Origin of the sequence: Bacillus glycinifermentans (genome assembly GCF_001042475.2) — a bacterium.
GTDB classification, from domain to species: Bacteria; Bacillota; Bacilli; order Bacillales; family Bacillaceae; genus Bacillus; species Bacillus glycinifermentans.
Genome location: NZ_LECW02000012.1, coordinates 287,282 through 308,225, shown reverse-complemented (window position 1 = coordinate 308,225; position 20,944 = coordinate 287,282). Strand labels below are relative to the sequence as shown.

General features: G+C 48.0%; 23 protein-coding genes. 17 read left to right on the top strand and 6 right to left on the bottom strand.

The genetic code is table 11. The features are described from left to right. Positions 1-40: 40 nt before the first annotated feature. Positions 41-1,312: a glucuronoarabinoxylan endo-1,4-beta-xylanase XynC gene (gene xynC, locus AB447_RS09590; protein ID WP_048353311.1), complete on the top strand. Its 1,272-nt coding sequence runs from the start codon at positions 41-43 to the stop codon at positions 1,310-1,312. Between the two features lie 296 nt (positions 1,313-1,608). Here the strand turns inward: xynC and AB447_RS09585 are convergent, their stop codons facing one another. From AB447_RS09585 to AB447_RS25150, 4 genes are all read right to left on the bottom strand, one after another. Further along, entirely contained in the window at positions 1,609-2,088 is a 480-nt protein-coding gene (locus tag AB447_RS09585) for a DUF6022 family protein (RefSeq protein ID WP_048353310.1), read from the bottom strand. A gap of 161 nt (positions 2,089-2,249) precedes the next feature. Continuing rightward, positions 2,250-2,642 (bottom strand): YrvL family regulatory protein, encoded by a 393-nt coding sequence (locus AB447_RS09580; protein WP_048353309.1) that lies wholly within the window; start codon positions 2,640-2,642, stop codon positions 2,250-2,252. Between the two features lie 71 nt (positions 2,643-2,713). Continuing rightward, the gene (locus AB447_RS09575; protein WP_048407318.1) at positions 2,714-3,865 is read right to left on the bottom strand and encodes an oxalate decarboxylase family bicupin; all 1,152 of its coding nucleotides are present in this window, start codon (positions 3,863-3,865) and stop codon (positions 2,714-2,716) included. 95 nt (positions 3,866-3,960) lie between these two features. Next, positions 3,961-4,098, bottom strand: coding sequence for a YvrJ family protein (locus AB447_RS25150; RefSeq protein ID WP_082142553.1), 138 nt, complete (start codon positions 4,096-4,098; stop codon positions 3,961-3,963). A gap of 157 nt (positions 4,099-4,255) precedes the next feature. Between AB447_RS25150 and AB447_RS09570 the strand changes: the two genes are divergently transcribed. The 4 genes from AB447_RS09570 to AB447_RS09555 all read left to right on the top strand — a co-directional run bounded on the left by AB447_RS09570 (position 4,256) and on the right by AB447_RS09555 (position 7,044). Then, complete coding sequence (locus tag AB447_RS09570; protein ID WP_048353308.1) at positions 4,256-4,816, top strand: sigma-70 family RNA polymerase sigma factor; 561 nt, start codon at positions 4,256-4,258, stop codon at positions 4,814-4,816. Further along, the gene (gene rsoA, locus AB447_RS09565) at positions 4,813-5,022 is read left to right on the top strand and encodes a sigma-O factor regulator RsoA (protein WP_048353307.1); all 210 of its coding nucleotides are present in this window, start codon (positions 4,813-4,815) and stop codon (positions 5,020-5,022) included. Before AB447_RS09570 ends, rsoA begins: the two co-directional genes overlap by 4 nt. A 191-nt stretch (positions 5,023-5,213) precedes the next feature. After that, positions 5,214-6,182 (top strand): oxygen-dependent tRNA uridine(34) hydroxylase TrhO, encoded by a 969-nt coding sequence (trhO, locus tag AB447_RS09560; RefSeq protein WP_048353306.1) that lies wholly within the window; start codon positions 5,214-5,216, stop codon positions 6,180-6,182. Positions 6,183-6,408: 226 nt separating this feature from the next. Beyond that, on the top strand, positions 6,409-7,044 hold the full coding sequence (locus AB447_RS09555; protein ID WP_048353305.1) for an FMN-dependent NADH-azoreductase: 636 nt from the start codon (positions 6,409-6,411) through the stop codon (positions 7,042-7,044). Positions 7,045-7,073: 29 nt separating this feature from the next. On the opposite strand, the gene AB447_RS09550 is transcribed toward AB447_RS09555, so the two are convergent. Next, positions 7,074-8,126 carry an oxidoreductase gene (locus AB447_RS09550; RefSeq protein WP_048353304.1) on the bottom strand — a complete coding sequence of 351 codons (1,053 nt, stop codon included), beginning with the start codon at positions 8,124-8,126 and terminating at the stop codon, positions 7,074-7,076. A 179-nt stretch (positions 8,127-8,305) separates the two neighbouring features. Here AB447_RS09550 and AB447_RS09545 point away from each other — a divergent pair, with 179 nt between their 5' ends. The 4 genes from AB447_RS09545 to AB447_RS09530 all read left to right on the top strand — a co-directional run bounded on the left by AB447_RS09545 (position 8,306) and on the right by AB447_RS09530 (position 12,181). After that, the gene (locus AB447_RS09545) at positions 8,306-9,478 is read left to right on the top strand and encodes a macrolide family glycosyltransferase (protein ID WP_048353303.1); all 1,173 of its coding nucleotides are present in this window, start codon (positions 8,306-8,308) and stop codon (positions 9,476-9,478) included. A gap of 246 nt (positions 9,479-9,724) precedes the next feature. Then, the gene (locus AB447_RS09540; RefSeq protein WP_048353302.1) at positions 9,725-10,201 is read left to right on the top strand and encodes a MarR family transcriptional regulator; all 477 of its coding nucleotides are present in this window, start codon (positions 9,725-9,727) and stop codon (positions 10,199-10,201) included. A gap of 68 nt (positions 10,202-10,269) precedes the next feature. Continuing rightward, positions 10,270-11,493: an MFS transporter gene (locus AB447_RS09535; RefSeq protein WP_048353301.1), complete on the top strand. Its 1,224-nt coding sequence runs from the start codon at positions 10,270-10,272 to the stop codon at positions 11,491-11,493. A gap of 13 nt (positions 11,494-11,506) precedes the next feature. After that, on the top strand, positions 11,507-12,181 hold the full coding sequence (locus AB447_RS09530; protein WP_048353300.1) for a Type 1 glutamine amidotransferase-like domain-containing protein: 675 nt from the start codon (positions 11,507-11,509) through the stop codon (positions 12,179-12,181). Positions 12,182-12,206: 25 nt separating this feature from the next. Here the strand turns inward: AB447_RS09530 and AB447_RS09525 are convergent, their stop codons facing one another. After that, entirely contained in the window at positions 12,207-13,394 is a 1,188-nt protein-coding gene (locus AB447_RS09525; protein WP_048353299.1) for an MFS transporter, read from the bottom strand. A gap of 185 nt (positions 13,395-13,579) precedes the next feature. Between AB447_RS09525 and AB447_RS09520 the strand changes: the two genes are divergently transcribed. The 8 genes from AB447_RS09520 to copZ all read left to right on the top strand — a co-directional run bounded on the left by AB447_RS09520 (position 13,580) and on the right by copZ (position 20,942). Further along, positions 13,580-15,649, top strand: coding sequence for a bifunctional rhamnulose-1-phosphate aldolase/short-chain dehydrogenase (locus tag AB447_RS09520; RefSeq protein WP_048353298.1), 2,070 nt, complete (start codon positions 13,580-13,582; stop codon positions 15,647-15,649). Between the two features lie 53 nt (positions 15,650-15,702). Next, on the top strand, positions 15,703-16,092 hold the full coding sequence (locus AB447_RS09515; protein ID WP_048353297.1) for a sensory rhodopsin transducer: 390 nt from the start codon (positions 15,703-15,705) through the stop codon (positions 16,090-16,092). Beyond that, entirely contained in the window at positions 16,085-17,305 is a 1,221-nt protein-coding gene (gene rhaI, locus AB447_RS09510) for an L-rhamnose isomerase (protein ID WP_048353296.1), read from the top strand. Before AB447_RS09515 ends, rhaI begins: the two co-directional genes overlap by 8 nt. Then, complete coding sequence (locus AB447_RS09505; protein ID WP_048353295.1) at positions 17,302-18,792, top strand: rhamnulokinase; 1,491 nt, start codon at positions 17,302-17,304, stop codon at positions 18,790-18,792. Before rhaI ends, AB447_RS09505 begins: the two co-directional genes overlap by 4 nt. A 75-nt stretch (positions 18,793-18,867) precedes the next feature. After that, positions 18,868-19,629, top strand: a complete 762-nt coding sequence (locus AB447_RS09500; RefSeq protein WP_048353294.1) for a DeoR/GlpR family DNA-binding transcription regulator — start codon at positions 18,868-18,870, stop codon at positions 19,627-19,629. 69 nt (positions 19,630-19,698) lie between these two features. After that, positions 19,699-20,250 (top strand): DJ-1/PfpI family protein, encoded by a 552-nt coding sequence (locus AB447_RS09495; protein WP_046129198.1) that lies wholly within the window; start codon positions 19,699-19,701, stop codon positions 20,248-20,250. Between the two features lie 103 nt (positions 20,251-20,353). Further along, on the top strand, positions 20,354-20,647 hold the full coding sequence (gene csoR / locus AB447_RS09490; protein ID WP_048353293.1) for a copper-sensing transcriptional repressor CsoR: 294 nt from the start codon (positions 20,354-20,356) through the stop codon (positions 20,645-20,647). Positions 20,648-20,732: 85 nt separating this feature from the next. Next, positions 20,733-20,942 (top strand): copper chaperone CopZ, encoded by a 210-nt coding sequence (copZ, locus tag AB447_RS09485; protein WP_048353292.1) that lies wholly within the window; start codon positions 20,733-20,735, stop codon positions 20,940-20,942. Positions 20,943-20,944: the final 2 nt, after the last annotated feature.

The window sequence follows — 20,944 nt, the reverse complement described above, 5'->3', positions numbered from 1 at the left end:
AATACCGTAAAAAACACAGATTTATGAAGGAGAGGAAAAAATGGTTTCATGCGTAAAAAAACCAATTTGTTTATTATTGGTATGTTTCACTATGCTGTCAGTAATGTTAGCCGGGCCAGGTGCTACTGAAGTTTTGGCAGCAAGTGATGTAACAGTTAATTTATCTGCAGAAAAACAAGTGATTCGCGGTTTTGGAGGAATGAACCACTCGGCTTGGATTGGAGATTTGACAGCAGCTCAAAGAGAAACCGCTTTTGGCAATGGAAAGAATCAGTTAGGTTTTTCAATCTTAAGGATTCATGTAGATGAAAATCGAAATAATTGGTACAGAGAAGTGGAGACTGCAAAGAGTGCGATCAAACATGGAGCAATCGTTTTTGCTTCTCCCTGGAATCCTCCAAGCGATATGGTTGAGACCTTCAATCGTAATGGTGACACATCAGCTAAACGGCTGAGATACGATAAGTACGCCGCATACGCGCAGCATCTTAATGATTTTGTTACCTTCATGAAGAATAATGGTGTGAATCTTTATGCGATTTCGGTCCAAAACGAGCCTGATTATGCACACGACTGGACGTGGTGGACTCCGCAAGAAATGCTTCGTTTTATGAGAGAAAACGCCGGCTCGATTAATGCCCGTGTCATTGCGCCTGAGTCATTTCAATACTTGAAGAATATGTCGGACCCGATTTTGAACGATCCGCAGGCTCTTGCCAATATGGATATTCTTGGCACTCACCTGTATGGTACTCAGATCAGTCATTTCCCTTATCCTCTTTTCAAACAAAAAGGAGCGGGAAAGGACCTTTGGATGACGGAAGTATACTATCCGAACAGTGACAATAACTCTGCGGACCGCTGGCCCGAGGCATTGGATGTTTCACATCATATTCACAATTCGATGGTAGAGGGAGACTTTCAAGCCTATGTTTGGTGGTACATCCGCAGATCATACGGTCCTATGAAAGAAGACGGTACGATCAGCAAACGCGGTTACAATATGGCTCATTTCTCGAAGTTTGTGCGTCCCGGCTATGTAAGGGTTGATGCAACGAAAAATCCTAATGCGAACGTTTACGTGTCAGCCTATAAAGGTGACAACAAGGTCATTATTGTTGCCATTAACAAAAGCAACACAGGGGTCAACCAAAACTTTGTTTTGCAGAATGGATCTGCTTCTAAGGTATCTAGATGGATAACGAGCAGCAGCAGCAATCTTCAACCTGGAACGAATCTCAATGTAACGGGCAATCATTTTTGGGCCCATCTTCCAGCTCAAAGCGTGACAACATTTGTCGCAAATCGTTAAGGGCACACAAGGCAGCGGTACCGCGTTGGAGCGAATACGGATTTAAACGCCGGATACATAACCGCCGATCCGGGGGCTGTACGAGTACCGGGGGGTACCGCCTTTGCCTTGCTCCGGTGCAGCCATACAGTAGAATGGTATCTTCTGTATGGGCTGAACAGGAACAAGAAATAAAATGGAGCGAATGGTGGGACAAAACCCCGGAGGATTGTTAAGCAAAACATTTGCTGAAATTCAATATAGCGGCTTGCTGTCGGTTACATCCAAGAGGGATGTTGCTGTAAAAGGTATTTCACTTAGCCAGTTTCCTTCATCCGCTTAACAGCCTCCACAATGTTGCCCCTTTCTGTTTCTCTTATGACAGAAATTTTCGGAGCCTTCGGCACATTGAAGCCTGCATGGGAATGGAAGAAGTCGAAGAGCAGGGTGCCGATCGGGTTGTTTTGCCGATCTCTGACGACGATCCAAAAGACCCTTGAACGCTGCTCTTCCGTACCCCATTTTTCGATAGAATGTCTGAAATTGAGCGATTTTCCGATCAGAAAATCGCTTTTTTTAGTGTCGTGCGTCGTTTTGAAGCCGCATGCCTCAAGGCTTTCAAATGCGGGAGGCATCAGCTTGTCGAGGTAAAGGCCGTAGGTCGAATCCTCCAATTCAGGAAAAGCTTTCGTTAATTCTTCATAATGGTCATGAAGCGTTTTTTTCCAATTGTGGCTGACGAAGCGCTGCATCTGTTCACCGATTTCCTCAATGGACATGTCTTGCCAAAAATCCATATTGCAAAACCTCCTTTTTTGATCGTGCACCTTTAGCTTATAACATGAATGCAAATGGAAACGTTTTTCACATTTTTGAGCAGTGCAGAAGGGGGGATTCGGAAAAACCTTATAATGTTCTATAAGGAAGCCGTAATGCCGCGCTCTCATCCGAAGCTGGGCTATGGTTTATATACAAGGCGGGGATAGAGCATTTTGTCGACGGTGAAAAATGATACGGCTATCACGATTTCTGCAGATGTCGACAGAAATATGTCATCCAAAAATTCATCAGCTGTAAATACGGCAGTCCATAAAAAAAGAACAGCGGTGATGTCGCTTGCCAGAACGGTTGTCCATTGACGGAGCCTAAGTCTTCTGATCGCGAGAATCATGATTTTTTCAGCAGGTTCGATCACAAGCGTCAGTGCGATATATGCAAATGTAAATATGAGCAAGGAGCCGAATGATTGAAAAAATGCGCCCAATAACTGACACAAAACGGAAATTCCTAAAAAGTGCCCTGCAAAAATACAAGCCGCTGAGATACAGCAGACGGCTATTTTTTTGAACATGAGATCACAGCTCCTTTTTATGGTATGTAAACAGCCGGAGGGCTTGCTTTCTGCAAGCCCCTGGCATTTTTTTATTTAGAATATTTAACGACCGGATGCTTTTGTTTGCAAAGCGTTTTCATCAGGTCTGCGCCCTCATCCAGGTGGTCGCGGACGAGCGTTTCAGGAAGAAGCGCGAGCCATTGATTCAAGGATATGTCTGCGTAATGGTCGTCTTTGAAAATTTCGAGGAAGCGAAGCGGTTTGTCCCCGGTATTTTGAACATAGTGCCCCATGGCAAACGGTACATAGCCGACATCGCCCGCCCGGTAATTAAATGTTCTTGCATGTCCGTCAGAGGCAAAAACGGTCATTTTCGCTTCGCCTGAAATGTAATATTGCCATTCATCCGTATTTGGATGCCAGTGCAGCTCTCTCATTCCGCCCGGCTCGACTTCGACCAAGGCTGCGGCAATCGTTTTCGATGCTTTAAAGTTCGTCGAATCGGCGATCCACACCTTTCCTCCGCTCGACACGATCGGTTCCTGCTCAAGCAGCTGGTAGCTGAAAGATTCAGGCACCGTTCCGTTCGGACTGTCAACCTTGTCATTCTCGAGAGAACCTGGGATCGCTTTTTGGAAAATGTATTTTTCCTCATCAGGAAGCGCTGCGACGATCTCCTCTGAAATTCCGAAATTTGCGGCTATTACGTCGTCAGGTGTATGGGCCAGCCAATCCGTCACCTGGAAGGTGCTGTTTTCCGAGAAAGAGCCGTCATCGAAGACGAGCAGAAATTCGCAGCCTTCATCAAGAGCTTGTATAGAATGAGGAAGCCCGGACGGAAAATACCATAAATCGCCTTCCTTGACGTCTTCGATAAAATTTTTCCCGTCCTGATCAACTGAGGTAATGCGGGCGGAGCCGTACAGCATATATGCCCATTCCGCTTCTTTATGCCAGTGCAGCTCTCTGATCGCGCCGGGTTTCAGCCTCATGTTGACGGAAGCGATATTGTCTGAAACAGGCAGCTCGCGGACGGTTACTTCCCGCGCATAGCCCCCTGTTTCAAGACGGTTGTGAACATCGGAAAATGAGAACTTCATGTTTGGGACGGTACCGTGATCGGTCTCAGGCGGAACGAGCATGTCCGGATTTTGCCGGTCGCGTTCGATGTTGTGCGGAATTTTGGTTGTCGCCCCTTTTTCTCCTCTGATCGGTTCTGGAATCTGTTTGTTTTTTTCCATTGTGAACATCTCCTTTTTTGAATTTTGAAGGGAGGACTAAAAAGACCTTTCGTTTTCCCCTTCCGTCATGTTAAGTGAAAGAAGCGGCCTGGATGTCAATCGGTGTGTTTATTTTTTTCTTTAATCAATTCAATCAGTTCATCAATTTTCTTTTCGAAGCGGGTCAAAAGGTAGATCGCCAATACGGCAGGGAAGCCGACATTTCCGACGTATTCGATCAATGTATTGTCCATATGAAACACCTCCTATTTCCATAAGTGACGATAGATCGAAAAATGTCAGCGAGGAACGATTTTTGCAAGAAAAGAACTTAAGTTTGCATATTTATGGAAAAGATAAGTTTACTTTTCTTGCATTTCTTTCATTTAACTAAATAGGAGGCGGTGTTTTATGAAGAATTTAGCTTTACTGCGTTCCAAAATGAAGGAAATCAGGGGACATCCGCTTATCAAACATTTCTTGAGCAACCCGAAGTGTGAACGGCTTTTTCACCATGTCATGGAGCATCCGGATTCTGAAGAGGCTGAATACCTTGATCTTGAGTTTAAAAAATTTTATAAAGATATTCGGATCATCAAGTACATCCATTCTATGATCAGGATATTCTCGATCGATTTTGATAAACGAATCCGGAAGAACCAGCAGCGGTTTCCGCTGATCATGGACGACAGCGATCATGCGGCCGAACCGCCTCAAGGAGATGTCTTCGATGATGTGTTAAACCGGGAGGAAGATTTGGCCGAGCATATCCAGGACCCGCTGCTTTATGAAGCGTTTATGCAGCTGACGGATAAGCAAAAGCGGGTGTTTGCGCATATCTATATTCACGGCGCTTCTATGCAAGAGATCGCTCGCTCCTTGGGAGAATCGAGGCAGAATATCTCTAAAATTCATAAAAGAGGCATTGAAAAAATGAGAAAATGTCTGAATTCTAAAGGGGAAGGGGAATGATAGAGATGAATGACCAGGACTTTGAAGAATGGCTCGAAATCTTCATGCCGATGATCAGGAACAAATTAAAAAACACATCTTTTCAAGAAAGGGAAGACCTTGAGCAGGAGCTGAAAATTAAAATTCATGAAAAAGCGGACATGCTTCTTTGTCAGGATGCCCCCGGATTTTGGGAATTTGTCGCCGACCTGGTAAACAAGCTTTGATTGAAGTCATGATGCTTGCGTAAAATCACAATAAGTGATAGAATTTGTAGCATTTGATTCGTGGAAGTGTCAAAGCAGCTGTATTGAAATTATTACTATTATTTGTTTTAATATGACTGTGGATTCACAAAGTAAATGGATGGTAATTCCATAATATATAATGAATGCGTTAGATAAGGTGGTAGGATAACATGGAAAATCAATACCGGGTATTGTTGTACTATAAATATGTTCACATCGACAATCCTGAGCAATTTGCGCAGGATCATCTTACATTCTGCAAAGAGCTGGGGCTGAAAGGGCGGATCCTTGTCGCAGAGGAAGGGATTAACGGCACGGTATCGGGAACGGTCGAACAGACGGAACAATACATGAATGAAATGAAAAAAGACCCGCGTTTCGAAGATATGGTCTTCAAAATCGATGAAGCGGATCAGCATGCGTTCAAAAAAATGCATGTCCGCCACCGCTCCGAATTGGTGACGCTCCGCCTTGAAGACGACGTAGACCCGAATGAGTTAACGGGGAAATACCTTGAACCGAAAGAGTTTTATGAAGCGCTGCAGCAGGAAGATACAATCGTCGTCGATGCCCGCAATGATTATGAGTATGACCTGGGCCATTTCCGGGGAGCGATCAGACCCGACATTAAAGCGTTCCGCGAATTGCCTGAATGGATCAGAGAAAACAAGGAAAAGCTCGAAGGAAAGAAAATTTTGACTTACTGCACCGGCGGAATCCGCTGTGAGAAGTTTTCAGGCTGGCTGAAAAAAGAGGGATTTGAAGACGTTTCCCAGCTTCACGGAGGGATCGTCACCTACGGGAAAGATCCGGAGGTTCAAGGCGAGCTGTGGGACGGAAAATGCTATGTCTTTGATGAAAGAATCAGCGTTCCCGTCAACCGAAAAGAGCACGTCGTCGTCGGCGAGGATTATTTCACGGGGGAACCGTGCGAACGCTACGTCAACTGCGCCAATCCGGAATGCAATAAGCAAATCTTGTGTTCAGAAGAAAACGAACACCGCTATTTGCGGGGATGTACGCATGAATGCCGGATTCACCCGCGGAATTTGTACGTGAAAGAGCACGGTCTGACAGAGGAAGAAGTGCGCGAAAGACTTGAGAAGCTGAATGAAGAGGAACATGCAGCAAAGTCATAAAAGCAGCGAACACAGAATATCATATATAAAATCGAAGATGCTCGCGGCATCTCCGATCGGCATTGCTCCTATAAAGGGAGCCGGCTTTGGTTTGAAATGGGGACGCCTTGATAAAGAAGTCAGGGCGTTCCTATTTTTTTTCGCGAAATGAAATTCCCGGCTGAATATCTGCCATTCGAATGTCTCATACTACAAACAACAATTTAAAAAAGGCAGGTAGGCAGAAATGGCGAAAATCCTTTATATTACCGCACACCCTCATGATGAAAGAGCATCGTACAGCATGGCTGCGGGAAAAGCATTTATCGATTCGTATAAGGAAGCACATCCGGACGATGAAGTCATTCACCTTGATCTTTATCAGGAAAACATTCCGCATATCGATGCCGACGTGTTCAGCGGCTGGGGAAAACTTCAATCAGGATCGGGCTTTGAACAGCTTTCTGAACACGAAAAAGCAAAGGTCGGCCGTCTGAATGAGCTGAGCGAGCAATTCGTTGAAGCTGACAAATATGTGTTCGTCACACCGATGTGGAACTTCTCTTTTCCTCCGGTGATGAAGGCATATTTCGATGCAGTCGCCGTTGCGGGAAAGACGTTTAAATACACGGAGCAAGGTCCGATCGGGCTGCTGACGGATAAAAAGGCGCTGCATATTCAGGCGCGGGGCGGCTACTATTCAGAGGGACAAGCCGCTGAATTAGAAATGGGACACCGCTACATCAGCATTATCATGCAGTTTTTCGGCGTACCGTCGTTTGAAGGCCTGTTTGTCGAAGGGCATAATGCGGAACCTGATAAAGCGGACGAAATCAAAAAAAATGCGATCGCCCATGCAAAAGAATTGGGTAAGACATTTTAAAAACCGCGGGGAAAACCCGCGGTTTTTCGTTATTGATCGATCGATACTGTCTTTTTTAATTCGCTGCTCGTTCTGGCCGCTTCGATGATGCGGATGACATTGAGACCTTCCTCTGCCGTAACCGGGAGTTTGCCGCCGTTCTTGATGCTTGCCGAAAGTTCTTTGTAGTACGTCAAATAAGAACCGGGCAGCGTTTCCACGATTTCTTTTTTCACTTCTTCGCCTTCGACAACGGTTAATTCTCCGTAATTCTCCGGTACGTCCGTTCCCCACGATTCGCCGACCGGTTTTTGTCCGGACCGCAGCGCGTCTTCCTGCCCATCGATGCCGTATTTGATAAAGCTTCCTTTTGAACCGTGAATCTGGTAGCGCGGGCCGTTTGCCGGAACGATCGAGCCGGAGTGCAGAATCGCCTGCAGTTTTCCGTAATGAAGAACGACATGGAAATAATCGTCTGTTTCGGCGCCTTCTCTTTGGGCGGCCACTTGAGCGGTAACGGTCTCAGGCATGCCAAATAAATGAAGGGCCTGATCGATCAGGTGTGAACCAAGATCATAGAGCGCGCCGGAACCCGGGCCTTTCTGCTCCCGCCAGCGTTGTCTGACATTCGGCCTGAAGCGGTCGTAAGAAGCATGGAATGTATTGACCTCCCCGAGGCGGCCTTCGTCGATCAGCTGCTTGATCGTCAAAAAGTCGTTATCCCATCGTCTGTTGTGGTAGACGCTGAGGCGCAGGCCTTTTTCTTCGGCAATGTTCATTAACTCCTCTGCTTCTTCGGCTGTAGCCGTCATCGGTTTTTCCAGGACGACGTGCTTTCCGGCGAGAAGGCATTCTTTAGCCGCTTCAAAATGAAGGCCGCTCGGCGTTGTGACGATCACGAGATCAATCTCCGGATCATTCGTGATGTCTTCAATCGAGCTGACCGTTTCCGCTTCCGGAATCTCCCGGTTGACTTGCTCTTTCCGGGAAGTCATGACTTTTTTGATGTCGAATTCGTCCAAAACCGATAATAAAGGCGCATGAAAAACAGAACCTGACAGCCCGTAGCCCAATAATCCCGTGCGAATTCTCTCCAACTTCATTCTCCTCTCATCTTCTATTTGTCTATGTCATGTTGTACGTCTTTATTTTACCCTGTTTGCCGTGATGCACAAACATAAAACCGGCTTCCTGCTAAATTCATCCAATAATTCAGACTTTAGTTAGTGGACATATTCCGTTTTCAGCCTGTAGAATTTTCTAAATAAAGGAGTGAGAAAAGATGGCAAATATTTTGATGATCAATGTTCCGGCTGAGGGCCATGTCAATCCTACGCTAGGTATGGCGAAGGCTTTTGCAGAAAGAGGCGACAATGTCCACTATATTACGACCGAAAAATTTAAAGAAAGGCTTGAAGCGCTCGGCGTCCGCGTTCATCTTCAGCCCGACTTCATGCAAAAACTGAAAGGCGTGGATTCGGTGCTGAAAATCATGATTGAGATTGCCAAAGATACGCTGTCAGTCGTAAGGGAGCTGGCCGAACAGATCGACTTCGATTTTGTTTATTACGATACATTCGGAGCCGGAAAACTGGTCCGGGATTATTTGGGGATTCCCGGAATTTCTTCATCATCCTCATTCTTGTTTTCCGAGGAATTTATGAAAAAGCACGGACCGATCAAAGCTGCCGAGGGAAACCCGGAAGTTGAGAGGCTCATCAGAGAGATTCAGGACCAGTTCGGCGTGAAGGCGGACAGCCCGGCGCAGTTTATGAGAAATGACGGCGAGTTAAATGTCGCGTATACGAGCCGATATTTTCAGCCTGACAGCGATCAGTACGGAGATGAATACGTCTTTGTCGGCCCGAGTTTTCCCGAGCGGAAAGGATCCCGGCGCGGCTTTCCGCTGGAAGACCTCGAAGGTGAGCGTGTCCTTTATATTTCGATGGGGACCGTTCTTGCAGATAAAGAAGCGTTTTTCAATATGTGTATTGATGCATTTTCTGATTTTAAAGGAAAGGTTGTGATCGCCGCCGGAGAAAGGACCGATCAAAGCAGGCTGAAAGCATCACCCGACCATTTTATCATTTCTCCTTATGTTCCCCAGTTAGACGTATTACAGCATGCTGACGTTTTCATCACTCACGGCGGAATGAACAGCGTCAATGAAGCGATTCACTTTGAAGTGCCGCTCGTCGTCATTCCGCACGACAAAGACCAGCCCGTCGTCGCGGCGCGTCTAAACGAGCTGGGAGCAGGCTTTGTATTGTCTGAGGAAGACGTGAATGATGAAACTTTAAAGAAAGCCGTCAATGAAGTTGCAGCAAATGAAGCCTATTTGAAAGGAATCCGCAAGATCAAGGAAAGCTTTCAGAATGCAGGCGGAGTCACGCGGGCGCTGGCGGCCGTCGACCGGTTTGTTGAGGAAAAGCAGCACGGACTGCCGGCAAATTGATGAGGTTAAAACAGGCAGATTTTATGAAGGTTTCGTTTCTGCCGCAGAGCCGTGAACATCCGGGATTATCGTGTATCGCCCACAAGCTACTTCCCTGAGTGGAAAAGTCTGTTTGTCTTTGAAGCTGTAAAAGCATATTTTGCGGGATTCGTTCCGCAGAATATGCTTTTTTGCTTGCAAAGTTTTTTGTTAACCGGTAAACTATAAAATAGTTAACTGGTTAACAAAAAGAAAGGGATGAAGAAAGTGGAAAACAATATTCATAAGGAGGCATTTGAAGCCGTTCAGGATTTTATCCTGAAAAGAGAGAAACGAATGCAGCACGAACAGCAGAAAGTCGCTGAAGAAGCTTTTAAAGGCGAAGAACATCTGCGTCAGCATTGGACGCTCACACAGCTTCACATCGTGTCTGTCATCAATGACAGCGAAGCCCTGGTCAACAACGCATATCTTGCGGAGCAGCTTCACGTTTCAAAAGCGGCTATCACAAAAGCGACAAACGTTTTGATGAAGCGCTCGATGATTGAGTCTCAAAAGAAGCCGAACAACAACAAGGAATTGTATTACACGCTGACAGCCGAAGGCAAAAAGCTGGCCGAGATCCATGACCGGATGCATGAAATCGCAAAGCAGCGCTATATTGAACTGTTTGAGCAATTTTCGGAATCAGAGCTCAAAACCGTCATCCGCTTTTTAGGCGAATGGTCAAAACATATGGAATGAAACAGACGACCGGATGGCGGCATCCTGCTGTCCGCGTATCATCAAAATAAAGGCAGGCGTTTTTCAAGTTGAAACACATGAAAGCAAGTCCATCTTTTATTATGTATGCTGTTTGCATCAGCGCTTTTTTTGCTTCGTTAAGCCAAAATATTTACTCGCCCATCATCCCTCTTATCAGGGATTCGTTCCGCGTTTCCGCACCAATGGTGAACCTTTCCGTCACTTTGTTTATTTTCGTGACGGCAGTGATGCAAATGATTCTTGGTCCGCTGATTGATCGGAAAGGCGCGGGATTTGTGATGACGGCAGGCATTGCAGTAACGGCTGCAGCCAGCGTCGGCTGTGCCGCAGCTCAGGACTTTACGCTGTTTCTGATTTTCAGGGTGCTGCAGGCCGCGGGAACCGCCGCCCTCCCTCTCATTGCTGCGACAACGATCAGCGGTTTATTTGAAGGAACAAAACGGGCGAGCGCGATGGGGACGTATCAAATGCTGTTATCCATCGCCCCCGCAGCGGCGCCGATACTTGGGGGATTCATCGGCGACCGATACAGCTATCCGGGAATTTTTTGGTTTTTGACGGGAATATCCGTCATACTGTTTTTAGTAAACGCCTTTTATGTTCCTCACGGAAAACCGGAGAAGAAAGGGCGCATCACTGCGAACAGCCTCTTCTCCGGCTACAGGGACATTTTCAAAAACAAAACGGGACAGGCGATTTTTAGTTTAAGCTTTTTCATCTTTTTCGTATATTTTTCAATCATTGTCTACTTGCCTATTTTATTGACTGACAGCTATCATCTCAGTCTGAAAACGGTCGGCTTGCTTTACTTGCCGATCGCGGGAAGCACGATTGCCGGAAGCGTGCTGTTTAAATGGATTCAAAAAAAAGCGCCGCTTGGACGGCTGTTTTTGTACGGCAATCTAACAGCTGCAGGAAGCATTGTCATATTTGGATTCACCCATACCTTCTCGATTTTTTTCATGTCCATCGCCCTTGTCCTTTTTGGCATCACGATGGGGCTTATTCCGCCGCTGTTCTCGACGATGGTAGCAAACGAATATGAGGAAAACAGGGGCAGTGCATTAGGGATGTTTAACTTCATCAGATACACCGGAATGGCGTGCGGGCCGATGATATCGGCATTTCTGCTGGAACGGCTGCCGTCTGTCTTCGTGTTTTGCAGTTTTGGGGCGCTGTATGCGGGCGCTGTTCTCGTGATGGAGGCGGTCATCGGGAAAGCGCACAGACTGAAAACCGAACAGAGACAAAAAACAATCGGTTCATCTTGAATGGAGTGATGTTATGCTGTTTCTTTCCGGAGGCGGAGACCGGGACCAAACCCGTATCATCGATCAGCGTTTTGCTGAAGAAATCGATAAAGCGAAGCCTTTATTATATATTCCAGCGGCGATGGAGGCTTCACGGTTTGACAGCTGTTTTCAGTGGATAAAAGGGGTTTTCGCTCCGCTTGGCGTAAACGACATCGTCATGTGGCCGGACGTAATGAATAAGAGATTCCGGGATTTGGCTCGCTTTTCTGCGGTATATATCGGAGGGGGAAACACGTTTCGTTTGTTGAAGCGTGTCACAGACACCCGTTTCAACGACATTTTGCAAAGCTATGCAATGCGGGGCGGGGTCGTTTACGGCGGCAGCGCGGGGGCGGTCATTCTCGGAAAACATATCATGACGTGTTCCCATATGGATGATAACAATGTTGGTTTAAACGATTTCGATGGTTTGGGGCTTGCAGGCGGGTATTCGATTTGGTGCCACTACAATCGGGAAGACGACCCGCTGATCAATACATTTATAAAGGAATATGGGACGCCGGTTATTTCATTGCCTGAAGAAACGGCGATTTTGGCCGGCGGTGGCAGAATCCAAGTCATCGGAACAAAGCCCGCCTGTGTATTTACAGAAGACAGCAAGACCGTTGTCGATGTGAATCACTTTATAAAGAAAAGCTCCACATGATCCGGCATGTGGAGCTTTTTTTCCTCTATTCCCAGGCTTCGTTCACCTGTTTTTTCTCGGACGCGTAAGCGAACATCGTCAGCGTTAAGCCGAATGCAGTCATCAGGGCGCCTCCGGTAGCGAGATACGCGTAGGATTTGGAGGCGTCGAGAATGATGCCGCCGATCCATGCGCCGAGCGCGTTGGCGAGGTTGAAAGCGGCGATGCTGACGGAAGTCGCAATCGTCGTTCCGTGTTCAGACCCGGCAACGACTTTCGTTTGCAAGAGCGGCACCGTTCCGAACGCGCCCGCTCCGAATAAGAAAGTCGCAATGATGGCTCCTGCCGGATGTCCAGAGACAAATGGAAAGGCCGCCAGAATGCACATCAATGCGATCATGACACCGATCATAGAACGGGTCAACAGGTGAAACGGCACTTTTCCCGCATAGAAGTTGCCGACAACACCGCCGAAGCCGTATGCGAAAAGGGCAGCCGTAATCCCGAGGCTTCCGAAGCCGGCAGAGTGTCGCAGCATAGGTTCGATGAAGGTGTAGGCAATGAACACGCCTGAATAGCCAAAGATCGTGATGGCAAAGGAATAAAGGACTTGTTTATTTTTAAAGACATCCCATTCATGGATCAATTTCGGCACGACTTTCGGCTTTTTGTGCGGTACGGTCAGCAGGATGCCGAAAAAGCCGATCAGGCCGAGAAGTGCGGCCATGAAGAAGACGACCCGCCAGCTGAAAAGGTCGCCCAAATAGGAGCCGAATGGGACGCCGAGCATTAGGGCGATGGTCAAACCGCCGTTCATTGACGCAGCAGCAGCGGCCCTTTTTTCAGGCGGTACCATTTCGCTGACGAACACCATCGTCGTCGCAAAAAATGCACCGTGAATGGATGCTGATAAAAGTCTGGATATGAGTAAAACGGTAAAGTTTGGCGCAAATATACTGAGTGTATTCGCCAAAACGAAAACGTTCATCAAGCCGAGCAATACAGGCTTTCGCGGAAGCTTTACCGAAAGAAGCGTCACGATCGGACCCGTCAGACAGACGCTTCCTGCGTAAGCTGTCACCAACAGTCCTGTCGTTGAAATCGGGACAGAGAGATCCTTTGAAATGGAAGTTAAAATGCCCATGACGACGTATTCCGTAAAGCCGATGGAAAACGTGCAGATCATAAAAATCATAATGATCAGCTTGATTGGCGCATTGTGATTTCTGCTCATCGCTTCATCCCTCCTTTAAAAAACATGAATTTATATCGTAAAAGATAATGGGAGTAATTTCAACCGCTTTTTTTTATGAAATATGTTTCAACTGAACATCGAAAAAACAATTACAAAAAAACAAAAATATGATAATCTAAAACAGACATATTCAAAAATAAACAAACAAAAACGGAGTGATTGATATGGTGGAATATTTATGGTCCGATGATCAAGCAACAGCATTGGCGCCGGGGTTAGACGAACTCGTATACCGCTCCAACCTGATCGGCTCTGACCGTTCCGTATGCAATTGGGGCGGCGGCAACACGTCGATGAAAACGATGGAAACAGATTTTCGCGGCCGGAGCATCGACGTCATGTGGGTGAAAGGAAGCGGATCTGATTTGGCGAAAATGAAAGCGGTTAACTTTACCGGGCTGAGGCTTGATGATATCCGTCCGCTGATCGAACGCGAAGACATGACGGATGAAGACATGACGGCTTATTTATCACACTGCATGATCGATAAAAGCCATCCGCGCCCGTCGATCGAAACGCTTTTGCACGCTTTTCTGCCATTTCGGCATGTGGATCATACGCATCCGGATGCAATCATCAGCGTTTGCTGCGCAGACAACGGAAGGCAAATTGCCGAAGAGATTTTCGGAGACCGTTTTGTCTGGGTGCCTTATGTAAGGCCGGGCTTCAAACTCTCGAAAATGATCGCCGAAGGAGTGAAACACAATCCGAAAGCCGAGCTTGTTTTAATGGAGAAGCACGGGCTCGTCACATGGGGGGAGACGTCTAAAGAAAGCTATGACCGGACGATTGCCGTGATTCGCGAAGCGGAAGATTATATCGAGCGACGTTCTGCCGGACATCAGTCATTCGGCGGACAGCAGCATAAACCGTTACCGGCCCAAGAGCGAAAGCGCATCGCTGCCGACATCATGCCGGTGATACGCGGAGCCGTCAGCGATCAGAAGCAAATGCTTCTGACATACTGCGATTCGGAAGATGTGATGGAGTTCGCGGGCAGCAGAAAGGCCCCGGAGCTTTCGCAAATCGGCGCCGCCTGTCCGGATCACCTCGTTCATACAAAACGCGTCCCGGCGTACATCCCGTGGAACCCGGCTGAAGAGGATAAAAACCGCCTGATCGAATTGATAAAAACAGAGATTGCCAAATTTAAAGACGAATATAGAGCCTATTTTGAGAGAAACAAACAGGAAGGCGACGAAATGTTTGAACCTGCTCCGCGCGTCATCCTGATCCCGGGGATCGGACTTGTCGCATCGGGAAAAAGCCTTGCCGCAGCAAAAGTGAGCAGGGATTTATACCGTCGGGCGATCGCCGTCATGAAAGGGACGGAAGCGCTGGGAAACTTTGTTTCTCTCAATGAAGAAGAATCCTACCGTATTGAATATTGGCCGCTTGAGCTCTACAAATTAACGCTCGCTCCTCCGGAAGCTGAATTTTCCCGCAAGACCGTTTTTGTGACGGGCGGCGCCGGTGGAATCGGCAGCGAGACGTGCCGCAGGCTCGCCTCCGTTGGGGCGCATGTCATTGTCGCAGACATCAACATCGAAGGCGCAGAAAAAACGGCGCAAGCGATTAATAAACAATACGGCGAAGGCAGGGCGGCTGCCGTTAAACTGGATGTCACGAAAGAAGACGAGGTTCAGGCGGCTTTCAGGGAAAGCGCCTTGCGTTACGGCGGCATTGACATCGTCGTCAACAATGCCGGGCTTGCGACGTCAAGCCCGATCGATGAAACGAGTCTGCAGGAATGGAACTTGAATATGGACGTTTTGGGTACAGGATATTTCCTGGTCGCCCGAGAAGCTTTTAAGCACATGAAAAAACAAAACCTCGGCGGGAGCATGGTGTTTGTCGGATCGAAAAACTCGGTCTATGCCGGCAAAAATGCGGCCGCCTACAGCTCCGCTAAAGCGCTTGAAGTCCATTTGGCGAGATGTATCGCCGCAGAAGGCGGATCATACGGCATCCGCGTAAACTCTGTTCTGCCTGACGCCGTTCTGCAAGGGTCGGCGATCTGGGATTCGAAATGGCGCGAGGAAAGGGCGGCTGCCTACGGAATCGGGCCAGATGAACTCGAAGAGCATTACCGGAAGCGGACCGCTCTTTCCGTGAACATTTATCCGGCCGATATTGCCGAAGCGATCGCGTACTTTGCCTCAGGAAAATCGGCCAAAACGACAGGGTGCATGCTGACTGTCGACGGAGGCGTACCGGCCGCATTTGCAAGATAACCGAAAAGGCGGCAGAGGAGCTGCCTTTTTCAAAAACAAGGGGGAAACGGGAGATGAAAGGAGAGCGTCATTGGATCATTCCGGACGGATTTATCCCGCCGGCAAGCTCCGGCAGTCTGACGAGCCATGAATCGATATGCGTCTTAAATTGCAACGGGAAAGATGCACATCTTGCCATCACCGTCTTTTTCGAAGACCGTCCGCCGCTTGAGGGGATAGCCGAAACGGTCAAAGGAAGAAGAACAAAGCATATCCGCACAAGTTCGCTACAAGCATCGGGAGAACGGATTCCTGAAAATGTTCCGTATGCCATCGAAATCGAAAGCGATGTACCCGTGATCGTCCAGTACAGCAGGCTGGACGCCACCCAGCCTGAGCTGGCTTTAATGTCGACGATGGCGTATCCGCTAACAACAAACAGGGGGATGAGTGTACATGAATGACCGTATTTACGCCGCATTTGAACAGCAGCAAAAAGACAGAGGGATCAATCTGTTTGAAGTAAAAGAAAAAATGAAAGCGCTTAAAATCGAAACGCCTTCATGGGGATACGGCGACTCGGGTACGCGCTTTAAAGTCTTTCAGCAGGAAGGCGTGCCGAGGAACCCTTTCGAAAAAATGGAGGATGCAGCCGTCGTCCATAAGCTGACCGGCGTTTGTCCGACCGTTGCGATTCATATTCCGTGGGATCAGGTTGACGATTATTCCAAATTAAAAGCGCATGCCGAAGAACTCGGAATCGCAATCGGAGCTGTCAATCCGAATCTGTTCCAAGATGATGATTACAAATTCGGAAGCATTACAAACGCAAGCTCCGCTATCCGCAAAAAAGCGACCGCCCATCTGCTTGAATGCATTGATATCGCAAGGCAAACGGGGTCAAAGGAATTAAGCCTCTGGCTTGCCGACGGAACTAACTATCCCGGCCAGGCGGACATAAGAAAACGGAAGCACTGGATGTATGAATGCCTTGCTGACATGTATACTGCGCTTGACGATGACATGCGCCTGTTGATCGAGTATAAATTTTTTGAACCGGCTTTTTATCATACCGATCTGGCGGATTGGGGAATGGCTTACAATCTCGCTCAAAAGCTCGGCCCGCAGGCTGAAGTGCTCGTTGACACCGGTCACCACGCCCAGGGCGTAAACATTGAACATATCGTCGCTTATTTGCTCGATGAACGGCGTTTGGGAGGCTTTCACTTCAACAGCCGCAAATACGCGGATGACGATTTAATCGTCGGTGCCCACAATCCGTATGAGCTGTTTCTCATTTTTTATCAAATTTTGGACGCTTTACAGGACTCTGACCAACATGTCAGGAAAACAGCCGAAAACATTGCATATATGCTTGATCAGTGCCACAACCTTGAACCGAAAATTCCGGCGATGATCCGCTCGGTCATGAATGTGCAGACATACTATGCAAAAGCGCTTCTCATCAACTATGACGAAGTCAAAAAAGCGCAGGAAAAAGGCGATGTACTCGCTTGCGAGGCGGCCGTCCGCGAAGCGTTTGAAATCGATGTCAGACCGCTTCTGTATGCGGTGCGTGAGGAGATGAACGTTCCTGCCGAACCGCTCGAAGCTTATCAGGAAAGCGGATATGGGGAAAAAATTCTGGCGCGCGGCAAAGGCGGTGCAAGCTGGTGACGATCCTCGCGTTTGATCTTGGGGCGGGAAGCGGCAGAGCCTTCAGCGGGCATGTCGACGGCGGACTGATCAAAGCGGAGGAAATCCACCGTTTCCCAAATCAGCCCGTTCAGGCGGGGCGGCACCTTTATTGGGACATTCTCCGCCTTTTTCATGAAATCAAGCAAGGCATCTTAAAAGCGAAAAACGATTGCGGCCGGATCAGCTGCATCGGGATCGATTCGTGGGCGGTCGACTTCGGCCTCCTCGATCAAAACGGGGAGCTTTTAGGCAACCCGTATCATTACCGCGATCCCCATACTGACGGCATTATGGAAGAAGTATTGGATGTCCTCGGCAAGGAAGAGATATTTTCGCATACAGGCATTCAGCTTTTGCCATTTAACACGATGTATCAACTTTATGCGCTGAAAAAAGCGAATCCGTCCCTTTTGGAACGGGCAGAGACGCTTTTAATGATTCCCGATTTGCTCCGCTACTTTCTAACAGGCGAGAAAAAAAGCGAATTTACAAATGCAACGACGACGCAGCTTTTCAATCCGAACACCTCGGACTGGGATTGGGAGCTTATCAGCCTTCTCGGCCTGCCGGCTGCGATTTTTCCAAAAGATATACTGAAGCCGGGCGGTGAAGCGGGGCGGCTCATGCCGTCTGTATGCGGGGAACTGGGCGTCCCGGCAGCTCCCGTCATCGCCGTCGGCGAACACGATACGGCATCGGCTGTTGTAGGCATTCCCGCCGAAACAAAGGAATTCGCTTACTTCATTTGCGGGACGTGGTCGCTGATCGGGACCGAGCTTGATGAGCCGCTTATGACACAACAGGCGCTCGACTGGAACTTCACAAATGAGGGCGGCGTTGGCGGCACGTACCGCCTTCTGAAAAACATTATGGGGCTGTGGATCTTTCAGCGCTGCCAGGCGGATTGGGAGAAAGACGGAAAACGGTATACGAGCGGGGAGCTTGTGAAGCTTGCCGGCCAGGCTGACGGGTTTAGGTCATGGATTGACCCGGATCATGGAATGTTTCTCAATCCCGTCAATATGCCTGAGGCGATCAAAGACTTCTGCCGAAAAACGGATCAAAACGTTCCGGAAACACCTGGTGCGATCATCCGCTGTGTGCTGGAGAGCCTTGCGTTCAAATACCGCTTTATCCTGGAACGGATCGAGGCGTTGACAGGGAAGGAATACGAGGGTCTTCACATGGCAGGTGGCGGCATTCGCAATGAACTGCTTTGCCAGTATACAGCAAATGTATTGGCGAGAAAGGTGTGGGCGGGTCCCGCTGAGGCGAGTGCGATCGGCAACATCGCGGTTCAGGCGATCGCACTCGGGATGTTTTGGGATGTTTGGGATGCGCGGCAGGCCATCAAGAGATCCTTTTCTCAAAAAACGTACGCTCCTAAAGATACCGCGGCTTGGGAGAAAGCGTACCGGCATTTTACAGAGCATATTTTAGGCGCTGCTGCCGGCGGGAAACGTTAAAAACGTTTCCCGGTTCGGCGCTTATGCGCTATGATGGAAGAAACAGTGATTTTGCGTAGAGGAAGGAAGTAAAGGATGCTTGTAGCTGAAAGACATCAAAAAATCGTCGAACTTGTCAATCTGCGCTCGAGCGTACGCGTCACAGAATTGAGTGAACTCTTTTCCGTGACAGAAGAAACGATCAGGCGCGATTTGGAAAAGCTTGAGAAAGAAAACAAGCTGAAAAGAAGCCATGGAGGGGCAGTCAGCGTACAGACAGAAGAACCTGAAGTGCATTTTCGGGAGCGGGAAATTACGAATGTTGTCGAAAAAAAGATGATAGCCTATGAAGCGGTCAAGCTCGTAGAAAGCGGCGAACGGATCATTCTCGATGCCAGCACAACGGCGTGGTATATGGCTAAAACGCTGGAGAACATCCCCCTTACCGTTATTACCAATTCCGTCAGGGTGGCGATGGAGCTCAGCAAAAAGGATAAAATCACGGTGATTTCAAGCGGCGGGATGCTGCTTCCGCAATCGATGTCATTCGTCGGACCGCTGGCGGAGAGATCCCTTGAGATGTATCACGTGAATAAAACCTTCATTTCCTGCAAAGGCGTCGACCCTGCAAATGGGCTGAGCGATTCAAACGAATGGCAGGCCCTTTTGAAAAAGCGGATGATCGATATCGCCGATCAAACGATTGTCATGGCGGACAGCAGCAAATTCGGCAAGCAGGCATTTTCGCAAATCGATCGGCTTCGGAATGAGCATATGATCATTACCGATTCCGGCATCGACAAAGAATCGCTTGCCGCATTGAAGGAAAAAACGGAGGCCGTCACGATTGTCGGCTGAGCACTTGGTTTTAAAAGAAGGCGCGAATTGGATACAATAAAAGGGAAAATAAGAAAGGAGATGTTTTTGATGGCGAAAAAGGTATTGATTGTGACGGGTGACGCGGTCGAAGCGCTGGAAGTGTATTATCCGTACTACCGCTGTTTGGAAGAGGGCTTTGACGTAACGATTGCTGCGCCGAAAAAGAAAAAAATCCATACGGTCGTCCACGACTTCTTAGATTGGGATACATACACCGAAAAACCGGGCTATTTAATTGAGGCGCACGCATCGTTTGACGACATCGACCCTTCCGAATACGACGGCATCATCATTCCGGGCGGCCGCGCGCCTGAATTTATCCGGATGTATGACTCATTGTTAAAGATCGTCGCACACTTCTTTGAGGAAAATAAGCCGGTCGGCGCCATTTGTCACGCAAGCCTGATTTTCACCAGCTTAAGAGAACATCTGAAAGGACGCGAGCTGACGGCTTACATTGCCTGCAAGCCTGAAGTCGAAGCCTCAGGCGCGACGTATATCGAAGAAAAGCTGCATGTTGACGGGAACCTTGTTTCAGGACACGATTGGTCCAATCTTCCCGAGTTTATGAGAGAATTTTTCAAACGCCTTAGAGGATAACCCCAAGCATTTGGGGTTATCTTTTTTAGACACGAACTGTGTTTACGTTTTATAATAGTATCATCGGCACAATTGGAAAGAATAACGAAAGTGAGGTGTCCCAATGTCGGAACATAAGCTGAATCCGAAAAGCTCAAAGGAAAAAGAGCAGATCACAAACCGGTTAAAAAGGATCGAAGGACAAGTCAGGGGCATTCAAAACATGATTGAAAACGACCGCTATTGCGTCGATATTCTCGTACAAATTTCTGCGGTTCAAGCCGCGATGCAAAAGGTGGCGTTCAGCCTGCTGGAAAATCATACGCATCATTGCGTGGCCAATGCAATCCAAAGCGGCAAAGGCGAAGAATCCATCGAAGAGCTGCTCGACGTGTTTAAACGGTTTTCAAAATCGTGATGAAGAATGTTCACTTGAAATACCCTACAGGGGTATGGTAATCTGTAATTGAGCAACATCAGAAAACCTTGGGAGGTATTGAATAATGGAACAAAAAACGCTTGATGTAACAGGAATGTCCTGCAACCACTGCGTTCAGGCGGTTGAAGGAAACGTCGGAAAACTGGCCGGCGTCGAATCTGTCAAAGTTGATTTGGCCGGCGGAAAAGTTAATGTTTCATTTGATTCTGCTAAAGTATCACTGAAAGAGATCGTTGATGTGATCGAGGATCAAGGGTATGATGTCGAAGGATAAGG

Bases quoted from the DNA above. Each gene is read 5' to 3' on its own strand.
- xynC (WP_048353311.1), top strand. From the start codon at position 41: ATGGTTTCATGCGTAAAAAAACCAATTTGTTTATTATTGGTATGTTTC.
- AB447_RS09585 (WP_048353310.1), bottom strand. From the start codon at position 2,088: ATGGATTTTTGGCAAGACATGTCCATTGAGGAAATCGGTGAACAGATG.
- AB447_RS09580 (WP_048353309.1), bottom strand. From the start codon at position 2,642: ATGTTCAAAAAAATAGCCGTCTGCTGTATCTCAGCGGCTTGTATTTTT.
- AB447_RS09575 (WP_048407318.1), bottom strand. From the start codon at position 3,865: ATGGAAAAAAACAAACAGATTCCAGAACCGATCAGAGGAGAAAAAGGG.
- AB447_RS25150 (WP_082142553.1), bottom strand. From the start codon at position 4,098: ATGGACAATACATTGATCGAATACGTCGGAAATGTCGGCTTCCCTGCC.
- AB447_RS09570 (WP_048353308.1), top strand. From the start codon at position 4,256: ATGAAGAATTTAGCTTTACTGCGTTCCAAAATGAAGGAAATCAGGGGA.
- rsoA (WP_048353307.1), top strand. From the start codon at position 4,813: ATGATAGAGATGAATGACCAGGACTTTGAAGAATGGCTCGAAATCTTC.
- trhO (WP_048353306.1), top strand. From the start codon at position 5,214: ATGGAAAATCAATACCGGGTATTGTTGTACTATAAATATGTTCACATC.
- AB447_RS09555 (WP_048353305.1), top strand. From the start codon at position 6,409: ATGGCGAAAATCCTTTATATTACCGCACACCCTCATGATGAAAGAGCA.
- AB447_RS09550 (WP_048353304.1), bottom strand. From the start codon at position 8,126: ATGAAGTTGGAGAGAATTCGCACGGGATTATTGGGCTACGGGCTGTCA.
- AB447_RS09545 (WP_048353303.1), top strand. From the start codon at position 8,306: ATGGCAAATATTTTGATGATCAATGTTCCGGCTGAGGGCCATGTCAAT.
- AB447_RS09530 (WP_048353300.1), top strand. From the start codon at position 11,507: ATGCTGTTTCTTTCCGGAGGCGGAGACCGGGACCAAACCCGTATCATC.
- AB447_RS09525 (WP_048353299.1), bottom strand. From the start codon at position 13,394: ATGAGCAGAAATCACAATGCGCCAATCAAGCTGATCATTATGATTTTT.
- AB447_RS09520 (WP_048353298.1), top strand. From the start codon at position 13,580: ATGGTGGAATATTTATGGTCCGATGATCAAGCAACAGCATTGGCGCCG.
- AB447_RS09515 (WP_048353297.1), top strand. From the start codon at position 15,703: ATGAAAGGAGAGCGTCATTGGATCATTCCGGACGGATTTATCCCGCCG.
- rhaI (WP_048353296.1), top strand. From the start codon at position 16,085: ATGAATGACCGTATTTACGCCGCATTTGAACAGCAGCAAAAAGACAGA.
- AB447_RS09500 (WP_048353294.1), top strand. From the start codon at position 18,868: ATGCTTGTAGCTGAAAGACATCAAAAAATCGTCGAACTTGTCAATCTG.
- AB447_RS09495 (WP_046129198.1), top strand. From the start codon at position 19,699: ATGGCGAAAAAGGTATTGATTGTGACGGGTGACGCGGTCGAAGCGCTG.
- csoR (WP_048353293.1), top strand. From the start codon at position 20,354: ATGTCGGAACATAAGCTGAATCCGAAAAGCTCAAAGGAAAAAGAGCAG.
- copZ (WP_048353292.1), top strand. From the start codon at position 20,733: ATGGAACAAAAAACGCTTGATGTAACAGGAATGTCCTGCAACCACTGC.